The sequence below is a fragment of the Bradyrhizobium oligotrophicum genome (assembly GCF_051168495.1).
GTDB lineage: Bacteria > Pseudomonadota > Alphaproteobacteria > Rhizobiales > Xanthobacteraceae > Bradyrhizobium > Bradyrhizobium oligotrophicum_A.
Window position 1 is genome coordinate 323463 of record NZ_JBNPVB010000006.1, and the last position, 17294, is coordinate 340756.

Consider the following 17294-nt stretch of genomic DNA (forward strand, 5'->3'; position numbering starts at 1 on the left):
GGCCCCAATGCGGGCCTCGCCCTTCGAGACGCCCGCCTACGGCGTGCTCCTCAGGGTGAGGGGCATATGTTCGCGCGGCCTTGAGACGCAAGGCCGCCGCGGCGCTTGATCTCAGATCAGCAAGCCGATCAGCGCGGCTTGGCCTCGATCACGTCCCACACCCGCGCGGCGATATCCGGACCGCCGAGCCGCGCAATGGCGCGGATGCCGGTCGGCGAGGTCACGTTGATCTCGGTGAGGTTGCCGTCGATCACGTCGATGCCGACCAGCAGCAGGCCGCGCGCGCGCAACTCCGGGCCGAGCGTGTCGCAGATCTCGCGCTCGCGCGGGCTGAGATCGGTGGCCTGCGCCGCGCCGCCGCGCACCATGTTGGAGCGCAGATCGTCCGCCGCGGGCACGCGGTTGACGGCACCGGCGAACTCGCCGTCGACCAGGATGATGCGCTTGTCGCCGTGCTTCACCTCGGGGAGGAAGCGCTGGATGACCCAGGGCTCCTTGAAGGTGACCTGGAACATGTCGAACAGCGAGCCGAAATTCATGTCCTGCGGCATGACGCGGAACACCGCCGCGCCGCCATGGCCGTGCAGCGGCTTCATCACGACGGCGCCATGCTGATCGCGGAAGGCGTTGATCTCGTCGAGATCGCGCGAGATCAGGGTCGGCGGCATCAGCTGCGGGAAGTTCATCACGAACAGCTTTTCCGGCGCGTTGCGCACGCTCGCGGGATCGTTGACCACCAGCGTCTTGGGATGAATGCGCTCCAGGAAATGCGTCGAGGTGATGTAGGCGAGATCGAACGGCGGATCCTGCCGCAGCAGCACGACGTCGAACGACGTCAGCGCAGTCGGCTTCGGCTCGCCGAGGGTGAAGTGGTCGCCAACCTCGTCGCGCACCGTGAGTGTCTGCACCGGCGCATACAGCTCTTCGCCGCGTAAGGACAGCTTATCCGGCGTGTAGTAGCTCAGGCCGTGTCCGCGCCGCTGCGCTTCGAGCAGCATCGCGAACGTCGAGTCGCCGCGGATGTTGATGCGCGCGATGGGGTCCATCTGGACGGCGACATTCAGTGTCATGGGCGGGTCCCGGTCTGTCTGCAGTGAGCTCGTGTCAGGGGCTGGCGTCGAACGCCGCCACCAGATGGCGCGGCAGGCTGCGCGGCGCAACCAGAATCGCGTCGAAGCGCATTTCCAGTTCGGCATGGTCGGGATGCGCCATCAGCCAGGCCTGCGCGGCGTTGATGATGCGCTGCTGCTGGCGCGGCGTCACGGCGTAGGCCGCGTCATCCAGCGAGCTCCGCGCCTTCACCTCGACGAAGGCGACCAGGCCGCGCTTGCGCGCGATGATGTCGATCTCGCCATGCGGCGTGCGAAATCTCTTGGCGAGGATGCGATAGCCTTTGGCGATCAGCAGCGCCGCGGCGCGCGCTTCCGCCGACAGGCCGGTGCGAAAGGCGGCGACACGCTCGGGCGCCGCGGTCTTGGCAGGCTTCTCGGGCGTGGCGCGCTCAGTCTTCGCCATCGGCCTCTCCGGATCGCGCGTCCTTGGCGAGCTCGAGGGCGCGGGCGTAGACCTCGCGCCGCGGGCGGCCCGACAGTTCGACGGCGTGCATGACGGCGTCCTTGACGCTCGACCGCGGCAAGAGCTCCTTGAGCAGCGCGTCAAGCGCATCCTGTGTCAGCACGTCGGCGTCGCGCGGCGGCGGGCCGATGACCAGCACGAATTCGCCGCGCGTTTCGAGCTCGGCGGCGCCTGCAGCGAGCGTGGTGAGCGGCCCGCGCAGGATCTCCTCGTGCAGCTTGGTCAACTCGCGGCAGATCGCGGCCTGCCGTGCCTTCATGATGTCGGCGAGATCGGCCAGCGTCTCCTGAACGCGGCTGCCGGCCTCGAACACGACCAGCGTCGCCTCGATGCGCGCGAGCTCCGACAACCGCGTCCGCCGCGCCTGTTGCTTGGCCGGCAGGAAGCCTTCGAAGAAGAAGCGATCCGTCGGCAGCGCGGCAACGCTCAATGCGGCAAGCACTGCCGACGGTCCGGGCAGCGCAATGACGGCGTGGCCGGCGTCGCAGGCCTCGCGCACCAGCTTGTAGCCAGGGTCCGAGATCAGCGGCGTGCCGGCATCGGACACCAGAGCGATCGCCGCGCCCTCCGACAGTCGCTGCAGAATCTTCGGCCTGACGGCCTCCGCATTGTGCTCGTGATAGGCGGCAAGCTCCGCCGTCAGCCCATACCGCTCGGCCAGCCGCCGCGTGATTCGCGTGTCCTCGCAGAAGATGGTGTCGGCGCCTGACAGGGTTTCCAGGGCGCGCAGCGTGATGTCGCCGAGATTGCCGATCGGCGTCGCCACCAGATACAGGCCGGCGCGCGCCTTGGGCGCCGCAATGGGCGTCCCCGCCACCATGAAGGTCGGCGTGGTGGAAGATTTGCCGTCGTGCAGCGACGTCTTCGGGATTGCCTTTGCGCCCATCGACGTAATTTAAAGGGCCTGACGCGGGAATGCCACCAGGGAACGGCCGTGCGGCGGATTTGAATCGGCCCGAACACCGCGCCGTTCATCGGAGCTTCAGTTCGAAACCGCAGGATCGAGCGTTCGTGCGAACCGGGGATATGCCGTGCAAAACGTCGAATTGATCGGCTGTGTGGTCCTGACAGCCTTTTGTTTTGCTTAACTATTCGTCGACAATATAAGTGAATCGGCACGACCTGGGGACGTGCGTTTGGGGAACCTCTGGCCGGACACGGCCGAACGAAGAGATATCATGGTCGGCCCGCGTCATCCCAAATCTCACGGTCCGGGAGCCCATCGGGTTGCCCGGCGAACGGCGCTGGGCCTGATCGTCGGTGCGCCGCTGCTGTCGGCCTGCTCCGGCGTGCAGAACCCGTTCGACCAGGCGACCGCGCCGTCCGGTCCACCGCAGCAGCCGGCGGTCGCCGGCAACGGCCAGGTCAAGGTCGGCCTGATTCTGCCGCTGTCGGCGTCCGGCAATGCCGGCGTGGCGGCACAATCGATGAAGAACGCGGCCGAGATGGCGCTCGCCGAGTTTCAGAACCCCAACATCCAGCTCCTGATCAAGGACGATGCGGGCAGCCCGCAAGGGGCGCAGCAAGGCGCGCAACAGGCCTGCGATGAAGGCGCGGAGATCCTGCTCGGGCCGCTGTTCGCGGGCTCCGTGCCGGCGACCGCCCAGGTGGCGCGCACGCGCAACATCTCGGTGATCGCGTTCTCGACCGATTCGAGCGTGGCCGGCCGCGGCGTCTATCTCCTCAGCTTCCTGCCGGAGTCCGATGCCAGCCGGATCGTCGACTACTCGGCCAGCGTCGGCAAACGCTCGTTCGCGGCGCTGCTGCCCGACAACGCCTATGGGACAGTGGTCGAGGGCGCGTTCAAGACGGCCGTCAGCCGCCGCGGCGGACGCATCGTGGCGTTCGAGAAATATTCCGGTGATCGCACCATGGCAGCCCGCAACGTGGCGCAAGCGCTCGGCGGAGCCGACGCGCTGCTGCTGGCGGATGATGGCGAGGCGGTCGTTGCGACGGCGGATGCACTCACGACAGCCGGCGCGAACCTGCGCAGCATCCAATTGCTAGGCACCGGGCTGTGGGACAATCCGCGGGTCTACAACAGCGCCAGCCTGCAGGGCGGCCTCTACGCCGCGCCGGATCCCGCAGGCTTCCGTGCCTTCGCCGGCCGCTACCGGACGCGCTTCGGCGGCGACCCCGTGCGTACGGCGACGCTCGCCTATGATGCCGTGGCCCTGGTGGCCGCGCTGGCGCGCACGCAAGGCAATCAGCGCTTCGCGCCGGACGTGCTGACCAATGCCTCCGGCTTCGCCGGCATCGACGGCCTGTTCCGTTTCCGCAGCGACGGCACCAATGAGCGCGGGCTGGCCGTCATGCGCGTTGGCTCGGGTGGCGGCCAGGCGGTGGCCGGCGCGCCCAAGAGTTTCAGCGCCACCTGAGGTCGATCGCCCGCCTCAGGCGGCGAGATCGGCGACGACGGCGTCGAGCACGGGAAAGCCGTCCTGCGTCACCCGCAGCCGGCCGTTCGGATCGACGATGATGGCGCCCTCCTCGCGCAGCAGCGCGATGCGGCGCGGATCGAGCGACCGTCCCGAGATCGCCGCATAGCGCCGGGGATCGATGCCTTCGGCAAGGCGCAGCCCCATCAGCAGGAATTCGTCGGCGCGCTCCTCGCGATTGAGCGCATCGTCGGTCATGACGCCGTGCCCGTTGGACTCGACCCGCATCAGCCAGGCCTCCGGCCGCTTGTCGGTCGCGGTCGCGTGCCGGATACCGTCGATGTCGAGGCGGCCGTGGGCGCCGGGGCCGATGCCGGCATATTCCTGGCCGCGCCAGTAGACGAGATTGTGGCGGCACTCCGCGCCGGGGCGGGCGTGATTGGAGATCTCATAGGCCGGCAGGCCATGACGGCCGCACACGTCCTGCGTCACGTCGTAGAGCGTGCGCGCCAGACCTTCGTCCGGTGTCTTCAATTTGCCGGCAGCGTGCAGGCCGAAGAACGGCGTGCCCTCTTCGATCGTGAGCTGATACAGCGACAGATGCTCGGCCGCCTCGCCGATTGCGCGCGTCAGCTCCTCGGTCCACATCGCCGGGGTCTGGTCGGGGCGTGCATAGATCAGGTCGAAGGAATAGCGATCGAACGCGCCGCGGGCGATGGCGACGGCTTTCATCGCCTCCTCGGCGGTGTGCAGCCGTCCCAGCATCTTGAGCGACGCATCGTCCATCGCCTGGACCCCGAGCGAGACCCGGTTGACGCCGGCCGCGCGATAGCCGGCAAAGCGCGTCGCCTCGACGCTGGTGGGGTTGGCTTCAAGCGACACCTCGACGTCACCGGCGACGCGCCAGTGCTTGCCGATGGCGTCCAGGATGGCGCCGACGGTCTGCGGCTGCATCAGCGACGGCGTGCCGCCGCCGAGGAAGATCGAGGTGACGGTGCGCGGCCCGGTGCGGGCGGCGGTGGTTGCGATCTCCTGGGCGAAGGCGCGGGCGAAGCGGTCCTGGTCGATGGCGGCGTGGCGGACGTGGCTGTTGAAGTCGCAATACGGACATTTCGACAGGCAGAAAGGCCAGTGCACATAGACGCCGAACGCTTCGCTGTCAGCGCTGGTCAAGGCAGATCTCCGCGAGCTTCACGAAGGCGCGCGCCCGGTGCGACAGGCCGAGGCCGAGCGGCGGCAGGCCGTGCTTCTCGAGGCTGGTCATCTCGCCGAAGGTGCGGTCGTGGCCCTCGGGCAGGAACATCGGGTCATAGCCGAAGCCGGCCGTGCCGCGCGGCGGCCATACCAGGGTGCCGTCGACCCGCGCCTCGACCTCCTCGACATGGCCGTCCGGCCAGGCGACGCACAGCGCCGAGACGAAATGCGCACCGCGCTTGTCGGCGCTGGTCGCGCCGCGCTCCTGCAGCAGCCGCTCGATCCGGGTCATCGCCGCGGTGAAATCCTTGCCCGGGCCGGCCCAGCGCGCCGAATAGATGCCGGGCGCGCCGTCGAGCGCATGGACGACGATGCCGGAATCGTCGGCGAAGGCCGGCAGCTGCGCCGCCTCGGCCGCCGCCACGGCCTTGATCCGGGCATTGGCCTCGAACGTGTCGCCGGTCTCGTCGGGCTCGCCGAGGCCGAGTTCGCCGGCCGACACCGCCTCGATGCCATGGGGCGCCAGCAGCTCGCGCATCTCGGCGAGCTTGCCGGGATTGTGGGTCGCAATGACGATGCGCCCCGAGAGCTTGCGATGGCCGTTGCTCACGCGACCGCCATCTTCTGCAGATCGACCAGCCGTCCCACGCCCTTGCGGGCCAGCGCCATCAGCGCCAGGAACTCGGCCTCGGTGAACGGGGTCTTCTCCGCGGTGCCCTGAACCTCGACGATGCGGCCGTCGCCGGTCATGACGAAATTGGCGTCGGTCTCGGCCTCGGAATCCTCGGCATAATCGAGATCCAGCACCGGCGTGCCGTTGTAGATGCCGCAGGAGATCGCGGCGACGTTGGTGCGCAGCACCTCGGTCTTGATCATGTTGCGCGACTTCATCCACTTGATGCAGTCGGCCAGCGCCACCCAGGCGCCGGTAATGGATGCCGTCCGCGTACCGCCATCGGCCTGCAGCACGTCGCAATCGACCGTGATCTGGCGCTCGCCGAGCGCCTCGAGGTCGATCGCGGTGCGCAGGGAACGGCCGATCAGGCGCTGGATCTCGACCGTGCGCCCGTTCTGCTTGCCGGCCGAGGCCTCGCGCCGGGTGCGTTCCAAGGTGGCGCGCGGCAGCATGCCATATTCGGCCGTCACCCAGCCGCGCCCCTGGCCCTTGAGCCACGGCGGCAGCCGGTCTTCCAGCGTGGCTGTGACCAGAACGTGGGTGTCGCCGAACTTCACCAGGCAGGAGCCCTCGGCGTATTTGACGACGCCGCGTTCCAGGCTCACGGCCCGCAGTTCATCCGGTGCACGGCGGCTCGGCCGCATGGGTTCTCTCCGTGAAAGAGGCGGAAGACGGTGTTGAGCGGCCTTGTAGGTGCCGGGGCCGGCAGCGGCAAGGCCTTATCACGCCCCGACGCGCCCTGAAGACCCGCTTGCCACCGAGCCGCCGCATGGACACATTAGGGTCTCTGGGAGGAGAGTATCTGGTGGCCCACCACGATCCGATCAACCTGATGACACCGCCTGCCGGTCTGGCGCAGCTCAACGAGCGCTCGCGCGAGATCTTCCGGCAGATCGTCGAAAGCTATTTGGCGACCGGCGAGCCGGTCGGTTCGCGCAACATCTCGCGGCTGATCGCGGTTCCGCTGTCGCCGGCGTCGGTGCGCAACGTGATGGCCGATCTGGAGCAGCTCGGCCTGATCTACGCGCCGCACACCTCGGCCGGCCGTCTCCCGACCGAGGCCGGCTTGCGATTCTTCGTCGACGCGCTGATGCAGATCGGCGACATGACGGAGGCCGAGCAGCAATCGATCCAGAGCCAGCTCGCCGCCGTCGGGCGGGCGCAATCGGTCGAGGCGGCGCTGGACGAAGCGCTGACGCGGCTGTCGGGCCTGACTCGGGCCGCGGCCGTGGTGCTGACCGCAAAATCCAACACAAGGCTGAAGCACATCGAGTTCGTGCGGCTGGAGCCCGAACGTGCGCTGGTCGTGCTGGTCGGCGAGGACGGACAGGTCGAGAACCGGGTCCTGGTGCTGCCGCCGGGCGTTCCCTCCTCGGCGCTGACCGAGGCGTCGAATTTCCTCAATGCGCGCATCAGGGGCCGAACGCTGGCCGAGGCGCGGCTCGAGCTCGAAACGGCGCTGGCGCATGATCGCGCCGAGCTCGATCAGCTGACGCAGAAGGTGATCGCAGCCGGCGTCGCCAGCTGGTCTGGCGGTAACAGCGACGAGCGCCAGCTCATCGTGCGCGGCCACGCCAACCTGCTCGAAGACCTGCATGCGCTCGAAGACCTCGAACGGGTCCGGCGGCTGTTCGACGATCTCGAGACCAAGCGCGGCGTGGTCGATCTGCTCGGGCGCGCGGAGAGCGCCGAAGGCGTCCGCATCTTCATCGGCTCTGAGAACAAGCTGTTCTCGCTGTCGGGCTCGTCGACGATCGTATCGCCCTATTCCGATGTCACGGGACGCATCGTCGGCGTGCTCGGCGTCATCGGTCCGACCCGTCTGAATTATGCCCGCGTGATTCCGACCGTCGACTATGCCGCGCGTCTGGTCAGCCGCCTGCTCGGCGGCTGAGATCGGACATGGTTAACCCGCTGGCGGAGCCACCCTCAGGCTGCGCTTGATTTTCAGCGCCCGAAGCACGATATCCCGCCCGACATCCCAAAAACCCGTTCAGCCGAACTTGCGAGAAGTCTGTCCATGACCGATCCCGACCTGCATCAGAACGATCCGGAAACCCCGGCGCAGGCCAGCGAACCCGTCGTCTCCAAACCCTACATCATGCCCGACGACCCCGAGACCGGCTCGGCCGAGGCGCTGGCCAAGGAAGCCGCCGACGCGCGTGACAAGATGCTGCGCACGCTGGCGGAAATGGAGAATCTGCGCAAGCGGACCGCGCGCGAAGTCGCGGATGCGCGCATGTACGGCATCACCGGTTTTGCACGCGACGTGCTCGACATCGCCGACAATCTCCAGCGCGCGCTCGATGCGGTGCCGGAGGAAACCCGTGCCAATGCCGATGCCGGGCTCAAATCGCTGATCGAGGGCGTCGAGCTCACCGAGCGCTCGCTGCTCAACACGCTGGAGAAGAACGGCGTCAAGAAGTTCGATCCGACGGGGCAGAAGTTCGACCCCAACTTCCAGCAGGCCATGTATGAGGTGCCCGATGCCTCAGTGCCGTCGGGCACTGTGGTCCAGGTCGTGCAGGCCGGCTTCATGATCGGTGAGCGCATCCTTCGCCCGGCGCTGGTCGGCGTTTCCAAGGGCGGCGCAAAGCAGGCCCCGGCTGCGAACAACGACCAGTCGAACAGCGCGGCCTGACGCGCCGTCGTTGTTGTAAAGACCAAGCTCCATTCACGACCAGAGGCGCCGGTCCGGCTCGGACGCGGCGCCTCAATGCTGTTTGGGCCTGGTCGCGATCAGGGGAGCCCCTTGCCGACTGCCGCAGCCGTTGCTGGTCGCAAATGGCGTTTCTGAACCCCGAGTCCGTCACCGCCGGGCTTGACCCGGCGATCCATCTCGATGCGCAACAGTCTTCGGAAGTGAATGACCCCCCGGGTCAAGCCCGGGGGTGACGCGTGGGGACCGGGCGAACAGCCCGGCGGATCGCAACACATCGCGCCTTAACCAACCTCCGCTAGCTTGGGCCTATTCTCGCAGAGGACTGTCCCATGAGCACCCCGACTGACGCCGTGACGCGCCAGACGCTGGCTCCGCCGGCGCATGAAAGGCTGGCGGTCACGCCCTGGCTCCTGATCGGCGCCGTGTTCATGGTTGCCATCCTTCTGCGTCAGGTCGTGCCGTTGAATACCGACGTCAGCTGGCTGCTGGTCGTCGGCGAGCGCATGCTCGACGGCCAGCACCTCTATCGGGACATCATCGAGATCAACCCGCCGATGGCGGCCTTCGCCTATCTGCCCGGCGTGGCGCTCGGACGCGTGCTGCATGTCGATCCGCGACATGTCGTCGATGCGCAGCTCCTGCTGCTGGCAGCGGCTTCGTTGTTCGCGACGTCGCGCATCATCCGGCTGTCGCCGATGTCGGCCGCCGTGAGCTGGGGACCGTTTGCGATCTGGGCGGCAGCCGTGCTGACGATCCTGCCGATGCACGTGTTCGGCCAGCGCGAGCACATCGCGACGCTGACCTTCCTGCCGGGGCTTGCCGTGTATGCGCTGCGCAGCAATCGCGAGCCGGTCCCTGCCTGGGCGGTCATCATGGCCGGCGCCGGCGTTGGAATCACTCTTGCGTTCAAACCGTTTTTCACATTCCCGGCGGCCCTCTGCATCCTGGCGGGCGCCGTCCGTTCGCGCGCCTGGCTTCCGATGTTCGCCCCCGAGAACGTCATTGCCGGCGTGATCGTGTCCGTCGTGAGCGTCGGGACTTATCTGCTCTATCCCGAATATTTCACCGTGACCTATCCGCTGGTGCGCGACACCTATTTGTCGTGGTCGATGTCGCCCTCCGTCATCTTCCTGAATGCGGCGACGCTTCTCCTCGCCGTTGCGCTCGCCTCCGTCGCGCTGACACGGCGGAGCGGCAGGCTCGACGCGCCTTTGCTCGCGATGGTCGCTGCGAGCGTCGGATTTGCGATCTCATTCTACCTGCAGCGGCGCGGCTGGCCGTATCATTCCTATCCGATGGTGGCGCTGGCCATGCTTTGCATGGGCTACGCGTTGATGACGGCGGTCGATACGGATTCCCATCGTCGTCGCACCGGCGCTGCATCCATCCTGATCTTGGCTGCGGCCTTTGCTCTCGGTCTGCAGTGGTTCAACGCCCGCATTTACGTCGGCCCGCTGCCGGAGGCGATCGCGCGGCTCAAGCCGCATCCGCGCCTCCTCGTCCTCAGCGGTGAGGCGGCGATCGGACATCCGCTGGTGAGGGACATCGGCGGCACCTTTGTGTCGCGCCAGGAGAATCTCTGGATTCGTGAATTCGTCCGGCTCACCCGCGAACGCACCTCGGTCGATGCGCCGACCGATGCCCGGCTGAACGCCTATCTGGCGCAGGAGCGCAACTGGCTGATCGAGGATTTCCGGAAGCTGCCGCCCGACCTCGTACTGATCGACAATCTCAGAGGCGGATGGGGCGATTGGGCGCGCGCCGATGCCGAGCTGCAGCAGCTGCTCGGGCCCTATCGGCTGGCCGGATCGGTCGAGGGCGTCGACATCCTCGCTCGGACGGAATGACTATTTCTGCGAGACGCCGATCGCGAACGTATAGGGCACGCGCGAGTAGTCGTCGCGGATGTCCAGGTTTACACGTGGAAAGGCGCTGCGCAGCAAATGGTAGTAGCCGTCGCGGTCGCGAACGAAGTCGCCGCGATCATTGTCGAGCAGCCATTTGGCGATGCGCGACTGCCCCTCGGCGTAGCAGCCGTCGAGCGTGAACAGGACGCCGTCGTCGGCGAGAACGTCGCTTATATCGGCCAGTGTCGATTTCAGCTCGTCATTGCCGATATGGTGCAGGACGCCGTTCATCATCACCACGTCGGCGCCGGCGAACTCTCTCGCCGCAGCGGCGTCGAAGTGGCGGCAGTGGAATGCCCCGAGATCGCCGAACGATCGCTGCGCATAGGCGATATAGGCCTCGTCGACATCGAAGCCGACGTAGTCGATGCCGTCGGGCAGGTGGCGCAGAATGTAACCGGGGCCGCAGCCGATATCGATGATCCGCATGCCCGGGCGCAGCGTCAGATAATCGCCGATCGCCTTGATGCGCGCCCCGAAGAAGCCGCCGGCATTCTGGTAGGCCTGGTACAGCGCGGGATGTTTCAGCATCGCCTTCACGACGACGCCTCCTCGTAGCGCGGGCGGTGCAGCGCCGGTCCCGATTGCGCCAGCAAGGTCGTGAGTGGCGTGCTTTCGGTCTCCTCGCGCGCATCGGTCGAGAGTTGCGGCAGCCGGCCGCGGCGATGAATCTCCGAGATCATGAACAGCGGCCGGTTCTTCGACTGGATGTAGATGCGGCCGACATATTCGCCGATCAGGCCGAGCACCAGCAGCTGGACCGAGGAGATCATCACCACCAGCAAGGTCAGGCTGGTCCAGCCGGGCACGGTGCCGGAGAAGATCCAGCTGATGACGGCGGCGATGCCGACGAAGGTCAGCACCGTCGTCAGCAGCGCGCCGACATAGGTCGCGATCCGCAAGGGAACCATCGAGAAGCCGATCAGCGCATCGGCGGCGAAGCTGATCATCTTCAGCAGCGGGTATTTGGTGCTGCCGGCAAAACGCGGCTTGCGGTCATATTCGTAGGCGACCTGCTTGTAGCCGAGCCAGGCGACCATGCCGCGGATGAAGCGATCGTGCTCCGGCATCTGCACGAGCTGGTCCGAGATCCGCCGGCTCATCAGCCGGAAATCGCCGGTGTCGACCGGGATATGAACTCGCGTGATCCTGGCGAGCAGGCGATAGAAGGCTTCGGCCGACCATGTCTTGAAGCGGGTTTCGCCGGCGCGGCTGCGGCGCTGACCATAGACGACGTCGGCGCCTTCGCGCGCCATCGTCTCATACATCGGCGTCAGCAGCTCGGGCGGATCCTGCAGGTCGGCGTCGATCACCAGCACGAGGTCGCCGCGCACCGCGGACAGGCCGGCGGTCAGCGCCAGTTGATGGCCATGATTGCGCGCGAGCCGGACGGCGACGACGTTGCGGTCCTCCGCGAGCAGCGCGTTGATGATCTTCCAGGTGTCGTCGGTCGAACCGTCGTCGACCAGAATCAGCTCGAACTTCTGGTCGCATAGCGCGCGTGCCGCAGCCGTCATCTGGCGATGGAATTCGCGCAGGCCCTCTTCCTCGTTGTAGCAGGGCACAACGATCGAGACGAACATCCTGCCGGGGCGCGGCGTCTCGTCCTGCTGGTCTGTCAAAATCGGAGACCTCATGCGACCGCGACGGGTTTCTGCTGGGCGTCAAGTGTTGGTCAAGGCGAGTTAATTGTTCATCAATGTCCCTGCTGGCCAGGCAGATTCGCAGTGCCGGCCTCGCGCTGCGAGCCGGGACGACAGACCTCCGGTTAAGCATTGCCGGCTATTGAGAGCAGGACGGTCATCGGCTGGCGCTGGCCAGGCTTACAGGTGATCGTTTCAGAACCGGATTGCCGACGATGGACAAGGCTGAATTCGACCGCTTCGCCGACGCCTATGACGATCAGCACCGCGCCAACATCGCGGTGACGGGAGAAGGCCCGGAGTATTTCGCGGAACACAAGATCAGGCGGCTCAGGCAGATCGTCGACTGCAACCGGATCGATGTGTCGCGGATCTGCGATTTCGGCGCGGGGATCGGCAACTCGATTCCGTTCTTCCGGCGGTATTTTCCTGACGCGGCGCTGACCTCGTCCGATGTCTCGGAACGCAGTCTCGCCCTCGGCCGGCAGCGCCATCCCGGCGGCGGCGAAAGTCTGCTGATCGAGAACGACCGCATTCCCTGCGAATCCGACCGCTTCGACGTGGTGTTCTCCGCCTGCGTGTTCCACCACATCGCGCACGACGAGCACGTCGCGTGGCTGCGCGAGCTGCACCGCATCACGCGCCCGGGCGGCCTGATCGCGGTGTTCGAGCACAATCCGCTGAACCCGCTCACGGTTCACGCCGTCAACACCTGCCCCTTCGACGAGAATGCCGAGCTGATCTTTCCGCGGACGCTGGCGCGGCGCCTGGGGACCGCGGGGTGGAGCGCGCCGCAGATCCAGTACAGCCTGTTTTTCCCGCGCGCGCTGGCCTGGCTGCGGCCGCTGGAAGCGATGCTGGGCTGGCTGCCGGTCGGGGCGCAATACGTCGCGCTGGCGCGCAAATCCTGATGCCGCGCTGCTGACGCGGGGTCCGGCACAATGCCTATGCCGCGATGTCCTCGGACCTGATCCGCTTGACGCCAGCCGCGGCCATGTCGGTCCAGGCCTTGGCCAGCGAGCCCTGGGTGTCGATGCCGCGGCAGGCATCCTCGATCACATGGGTTTCGAGCCCCGCCTTGCGGGCGTCGAGCGCGGTCCAGGCGACGCAGAAGTCGGTCGCCAGCCCCGCGACGAACACGCTGTTGATGCCGCGCGCCTTCAGATAGGCTGCGAGCCCGGTGCTGGTCTTGCCGTCGGCTTCGGTGAAGGCCGAGTAGCTGTCGACGTCGTTGTGGAAGCCCTTGCGCAGGATCAGTTCGGCGTGCGGGATCGCGAGCTCCTTGGAGAGCGCCGCGCCATCGGTGCCCTGCACGCAATGATCCGGCCACAGCACCTGCTTGCCATAAGCGAGATCGATCAGCTCGAACGGCTTCTTGCCCGGATGGGTCGAGGCGAACGAGACATGCGCCGGCGTGTGCCAGTCCTGCGTCAGCACCACGTTGCTGAACGCTTTCGCGATCCTGTTGATGACCGGCACGACCTGCTCGCCGTCCTTCACGGCGAGGCTGCCGCCTGGAAGGAAGCAGTTCTGCACGTCGATCACGAGCAGCGCCGATGCATCGTCCGGCTTGATCGACGCGGCCGCGCGAGCGCGTTCGGCCACCGCCGCGACAAAGGCCGAACTGCCGAGCATGCGCAGGATCTGCCGTCGGTTCATGTCGTCCCCCCGATTGAGACCACCGCTGCAACCCGACTTGCGGGCAAGCGGAGACGTTTCCGGCTTCAAGCCCGGTAGGCAGGGCCTACCGACCTTAAACCACAGATTGTCACATCCGGAAGAAGCAATCCAATGGCAGAGACTGGTCCCCGGCCGGGGTCCTCCCGCCGGCTAGCCCTTTGGCTGAATGCCGTCGCGGACGGCACGGAAGCGCGGGAAGGCCGCCGACCACTGGTCACGCGGCGCGCTGCCGATGATTCGCAGCGTGTTCGGGCCGCCGAAGCGTAGCCATTGCACCACCGTGACCGGCGTATTGTCCTTGCCGCTGGTCGCCTCGAGGCGGGTCTCGTAGGCCGGCAGGCCGTCGATCCGAATCGGCTCCGACATCGTGATACGGGCGTCACGAACGCCGGGAATGGTGGTTGCGGCCTGCTGTGCCACGCGCGCCCGGTCGCCTGCTTCCGGCGCCACGCCGGCGACGAGCCCGATCACCACGAACGGCGCCGCTTCGAAGCCCTTTTCGTCATCGCCGTCGGCGAGGATCAGGGCGCCGGGGCCGAGTGTGCGGACGGTCTTGAAGCTGGCGAGTTCGGTGACGTTGAAGGGCATGATCGAGAGCTGCTCGTCCACGGGCACGTCCTTGCGGACCACGGCGGAGGCGAACATCTGGCGCACGGCGTCGTCGGTGTAGATCCGGCTCGCCGTCTCGGGAATCTGCACCGCGACATAGCCCGAGAAGCCGTTGCCGGGCAGGATCATCGAATAGCGCCGGACGGGCGCGGCGCCGTCCCGGCCGTTCTCCACCGTGTAGTAGGCGGTGCCCGCGGCCGTCTCGATGCTTTCCGGCTTGATGCCGCCGGCCCCAGTCGGATTGGCGGCGAAGGCATTCTTTACCTCGCCATAGGCCCCGGCCGGCAATTCGGTCAGCAGCACCTTGACCGTGTGATCCTCGGTTTCGAACCCGGGAAAGCTCTGGGCCTTGGTGAGTCCGACCAGCGGCGCGAGACCGATGCGGACGCCGGGCGGGAAGATCGCATCCGCTGCCAGCGCCGCTCGCAGCAGGGAAATCGACACGAGCGCCGCGGCGACAAGTCGGGAGAAAATCATGAAGAAGCTGCCTCGTTCATTGACCCGGTCGACGGCCGTCATGGTCCCCGCCTTGGCCGTCCTTCGGACGAGACGCCTTTTAGCGGGTTTACCGCGTCCGCAACAGGTCGGTGGGTGCGACCTGAAGTTCCGCCCCGGGGAGACTCGGGCGCCGATCGATGTCGATCGTGAGGTCCGATCCCTGACGCCCGTTACGGTTTGCTAAGCATGATTGGCGTTGACGGGCCGCGCCCGAATGAAGGCGACTTTGCGGCCCGCCCGAGCGTCTTGCCCGCCCGCTTGCGGTCCGCACAGCATCCGTCCGCCCGCGGCGCGCAGGCCATGGGCACGCGATCCGCGCGCCGCGACGGCGCTTTCACGACGCGCCGAACGATCCGCGGTTTTTCCGCGCTCCTCGGTCTCCTCCGGTCCTTGCGGGCCAGTCCCCCCCTCCTATATGACGCTCATCGTCGCAATATCGCGAGCATTTGATCTGAGGGGGTTTTGGATGGGGGCGCCGTCAGGGCCCCACCCAACCTGCCGCAAAAAGAAGGATATGAGACCATGGGAAAGGTCATCGGGATCGATCTCGGCACCACCAATTCGTGCGTGGCCGTCATGGACGGCAAATCGTCGAAGGTCATCGAGAACGCCGAGGGCATGCGGACCACGCCGTCGATCGTCGCGTTCAGCGATGATGGCGAGCGTCTCGTCGGCCAGCCGGCCAAGCGCCAGGCCGTGACAAACCCCGAGCGGACCTTCTTTGCGGTCAAGCGCCTGATCGGCCGCCGCTATGACGACCCGATGGTCGAGAAGGACAAGAAGCTCGTCCCCTACAAGATCGTCAAGGGCGGCAATGGCGATGCCTGGGTCGAGGCCGACGGCAAGTCCTATTCGCCCTCGCAGGTCTCCGCCTTCATCCTGCAGAAGATGAAGGAGACCGCGGAAGCTCACCTCGGCCAGAAGGTCGACCAGGCCGTCATCACCGTCCCCGCCTATTTCAACGACGCCCAGCGCCAGGCCACCAAGGACGCCGGCAAGATCGCCGGTCTCGAGGTGCTGCGCATCATCAACGAGCCGACCGCGGCCGCGCTCGCCTACGGCCTCGACAAGACCAAGGCCGGCACGATTGCCGTGTACGACCTCGGCGGCGGTACCTTCGACGTCTCGATCCTGGAGATCGGCGACGGCGTGTTCGAGGTGAAGTCGACCAATGGCGACACCTTCCTGGGCGGCGAAGACTTCGACATGCGTCTGGTGAGCTACCTCGCCGACGAATTCCAGAAGGAGCAGGGCATCAACCTGCGCAACGACAAGCTGGCTCTGCAGCGCCTCAAGGAGGCGGCCGAGAAGGCCAAGATCGAGCTGTCGTCGACCACCCAGACCGAGATCAACCTGCCCTTCATCACCGCGGACCAGTCCGGTCCGAAGCATCTGACGATGAAGCTGACCCGCGCCAAGTTCGAGGCGCTGGTGGCCGACCTCGTCGAGAAGACCATCGAGCCGTGCCGCAAGGCGCTGAAGGATGCCGGCCTGACCGCCGGCGAGATCGGCGAAGTGGTGCTGGTCGGCGGCATGACCCGCATGCCGAAGATCCAGGAGATGGTGAAGCAGTTCTTCGGCAAGGAGCCGCACAAGGGCGTCAACCCGGACGAGGTCGTCGCGATCGGTGCAGCCATTCAGGCCGGCGTGCTGCAGGGCGACGTCAAGGACGTGCTGCTGCTCGACGTGACCCCGCTGTCCCTCGGCATCGAGACGCTGGGCGGCGTGTTCACCCGCATCATCGACCGCAACACCACGATCCCGACCAAGAAGAGCCAGGTGTTCTCGACCGCCGAGGACAATCAGAACGCGGTCACCATCCGGGTCTTCCAGGGTGAGCGCGAGATGGCGGCCGACAACAAGATGCTCGGCCAGTTCGACCTGATGGGCATTCCGCCGTCGCCGCGCGGCATGCCGCAGATCGAGGTGACCTTCGACATCGACGCCAATGGCATCGTCAACGTCTCGGCCAAGGACAAGGCCACCGGCAAGGAGCAGCAGATCCGAATCCAGGCCTCGGGGGGTCTGTCGGAGGCCGACATCGACAAGATGGTCAAGGACGCCGAGGCCAACGCCGCGGCCGACAAGAAGCGCCGCGAGGCGGTCGATGCCAAGAACCATGGCGACGCGCTGATCCACTCGACGGAGAAGGCGCTGGCCGAGCATGGCTCCAAGGTCGCCGAGACCGAGCGCCGCGCCATCGAGGATGCCATGAGCGACCTCAAGGAAGCGCTGAAGGGCGACGATGCCGAGGCCATCAAGACCAAGACCAACACGCTGGCGCAGGCGTCGATGAAGCTCGGCGAGGCCATGTACAAGCAGCAGGCCGAAAGCGACGCGGCCCGCGATGCCGCCAAGGATGACGTTGTCGACGCGGAGTTCACCGAGGTCGACGACGACAAGAAGAAATCTGCTTAAACGACGGTAGAGGCGAGAGCCATGACCCCCATGCCAAAGAGCGCGATCAGCGTC

Annotated in this window: 16 protein-coding genes; 6 read left to right on the plus strand and 10 right to left on the minus strand. The window is 66.7% G+C overall.

Features of this window, described 5'->3' with window-relative positions; genetic code table 11:
* Nucleotides 1–128 precede the first annotated feature (128 nt).
* Genes gshB through rsmI form a run of 3 tightly spaced genes read right to left on the minus strand, consistent with a single transcriptional unit; the run spans nt 129 to nt 2461 of the window.
* Nucleotides 129–1070, minus strand: coding sequence for a glutathione synthase (gene gshB, locus ACQR1B_RS15060; protein ID WP_434835871.1), 942 nt, complete (start codon nt 1068–1070; stop codon nt 129–131).
* Nucleotides 1071–1104: 34 nt separating this feature from the next.
* Nucleotides 1105–1515, minus strand: a complete 411-nt coding sequence (locus ACQR1B_RS15065; protein ID WP_434835870.1) for a YraN family protein — start codon at nt 1513–1515, stop codon at nt 1105–1107.
* The gene (gene rsmI / locus ACQR1B_RS15070) at nt 1502–2461 is read right to left on the minus strand and encodes a 16S rRNA (cytidine(1402)-2'-O)-methyltransferase (protein ID WP_434835869.1); all 960 of its coding nucleotides are present in this window, start codon (nt 2459–2461) and stop codon (nt 1502–1504) included. Before rsmI ends, ACQR1B_RS15065 begins: the two co-directional genes overlap by 14 nt.
* Before the next feature lie 292 nt (nt 2462–2753).
* On the opposite strand from rsmI, the gene ACQR1B_RS15075 reads away from it, so the two are divergent.
* On the plus strand, nt 2754–3953 hold the full coding sequence (locus tag ACQR1B_RS15075; RefSeq protein WP_434835868.1) for a penicillin-binding protein activator: 1200 nt from the start codon (nt 2754–2756) through the stop codon (nt 3951–3953).
* A 15-nt stretch (nt 3954–3968) separates the two neighbouring features.
* Here the strand turns inward: ACQR1B_RS15075 and hemW are convergent, their stop codons facing one another.
* The 3 genes from hemW to rph are packed head-to-tail and all read right to left on the minus strand — an operon-like array spanning nt 3969 to nt 6467.
* The gene (gene hemW, locus ACQR1B_RS15080) at nt 3969–5126 is read right to left on the minus strand and encodes a radical SAM family heme chaperone HemW (RefSeq protein ID WP_434835867.1); all 1158 of its coding nucleotides are present in this window, start codon (nt 5124–5126) and stop codon (nt 3969–3971) included.
* Complete coding sequence (gene rdgB, locus ACQR1B_RS15085; protein ID WP_434835866.1) at nt 5113–5757, minus strand: RdgB/HAM1 family non-canonical purine NTP pyrophosphatase; 645 nt, start codon at nt 5755–5757, stop codon at nt 5113–5115. Before rdgB ends, hemW begins: the two co-directional genes overlap by 14 nt.
* Nucleotides 5754–6467 carry a ribonuclease PH gene (gene rph, locus ACQR1B_RS15090; RefSeq protein WP_434835865.1) on the minus strand — a complete coding sequence of 238 codons (714 nt, stop codon included), beginning with the start codon at nt 6465–6467 and terminating at the stop codon, nt 5754–5756. Before rph ends, rdgB begins: the two co-directional genes overlap by 4 nt.
* Nucleotides 6468–6628: 161 nt before the next feature.
* Here rph and hrcA point away from each other — a divergent pair, with 161 nt between their 5' ends.
* The 3 genes from hrcA to ACQR1B_RS15105 all read left to right on the plus strand — a co-directional run bounded on the left by hrcA (nt 6629) and on the right by ACQR1B_RS15105 (nt 10332).
* Nucleotides 6629–7717 carry a heat-inducible transcriptional repressor HrcA gene (gene hrcA, locus ACQR1B_RS15095; RefSeq protein WP_434835864.1) on the plus strand — a complete coding sequence of 363 codons (1089 nt, stop codon included), beginning with the start codon at nt 6629–6631 and terminating at the stop codon, nt 7715–7717.
* Nucleotides 7718–7843: 126 nt separating this feature from the next.
* On the plus strand, nt 7844–8464 hold the full coding sequence (gene grpE, locus ACQR1B_RS15100; protein ID WP_434835863.1) for a nucleotide exchange factor GrpE: 621 nt from the start codon (nt 7844–7846) through the stop codon (nt 8462–8464).
* Nucleotides 8465–8814: 350 nt separating this feature from the next.
* Nucleotides 8815–10332: a hypothetical protein gene (locus ACQR1B_RS15105; RefSeq protein ID WP_434835862.1), complete on the plus strand. Its 1518-nt coding sequence runs from the start codon at nt 8815–8817 to the stop codon at nt 10330–10332.
* Here ACQR1B_RS15105 and ACQR1B_RS15110 read toward each other — a convergent pair whose 3' ends face one another.
* Nucleotides 10333–10923: a class I SAM-dependent methyltransferase gene (locus ACQR1B_RS15110; protein ID WP_434835979.1), complete on the minus strand. Its 591-nt coding sequence runs from the start codon at nt 10921–10923 to the stop codon at nt 10333–10335.
* Between the two features lie 5 nt (nt 10924–10928).
* On the minus strand, nt 10929–11975 hold the full coding sequence (locus ACQR1B_RS15115; RefSeq protein ID WP_434835978.1) for a glycosyltransferase family 2 protein: 1047 nt from the start codon (nt 11973–11975) through the stop codon (nt 10929–10931).
* A 275-nt stretch (nt 11976–12250) separates the two neighbouring features.
* Here ACQR1B_RS15115 and ACQR1B_RS15120 point away from each other — a divergent pair, with 275 nt between their 5' ends.
* Nucleotides 12251–12946 carry a class I SAM-dependent methyltransferase gene (locus tag ACQR1B_RS15120; protein WP_434835861.1) on the plus strand — a complete coding sequence of 232 codons (696 nt, stop codon included), beginning with the start codon at nt 12251–12253 and terminating at the stop codon, nt 12944–12946.
* 34 nt (nt 12947–12980) lie between these two features.
* Here ACQR1B_RS15120 and pncA read toward each other — a convergent pair whose 3' ends face one another.
* Nucleotides 12981–13694 carry a bifunctional nicotinamidase/pyrazinamidase gene (pncA, locus tag ACQR1B_RS15125; protein ID WP_434835860.1) on the minus strand — a complete coding sequence of 238 codons (714 nt, stop codon included), beginning with the start codon at nt 13692–13694 and terminating at the stop codon, nt 12981–12983.
* A 171-nt stretch (nt 13695–13865) separates the two neighbouring features.
* Nucleotides 13866–14801, minus strand: a complete 936-nt coding sequence (locus ACQR1B_RS15130) for a hypothetical protein (protein ID WP_434835977.1) — start codon at nt 14799–14801, stop codon at nt 13866–13868.
* Between the two features lie 543 nt (nt 14802–15344).
* Here ACQR1B_RS15130 and dnaK point away from each other — a divergent pair.
* Nucleotides 15345–17240 (plus strand): molecular chaperone DnaK, encoded by a 1896-nt coding sequence (gene dnaK, locus ACQR1B_RS15135; protein WP_434835859.1) that lies wholly within the window; start codon nt 15345–15347, stop codon nt 17238–17240.
* Nucleotides 17241–17294 lie beyond the last annotated feature (54 nt).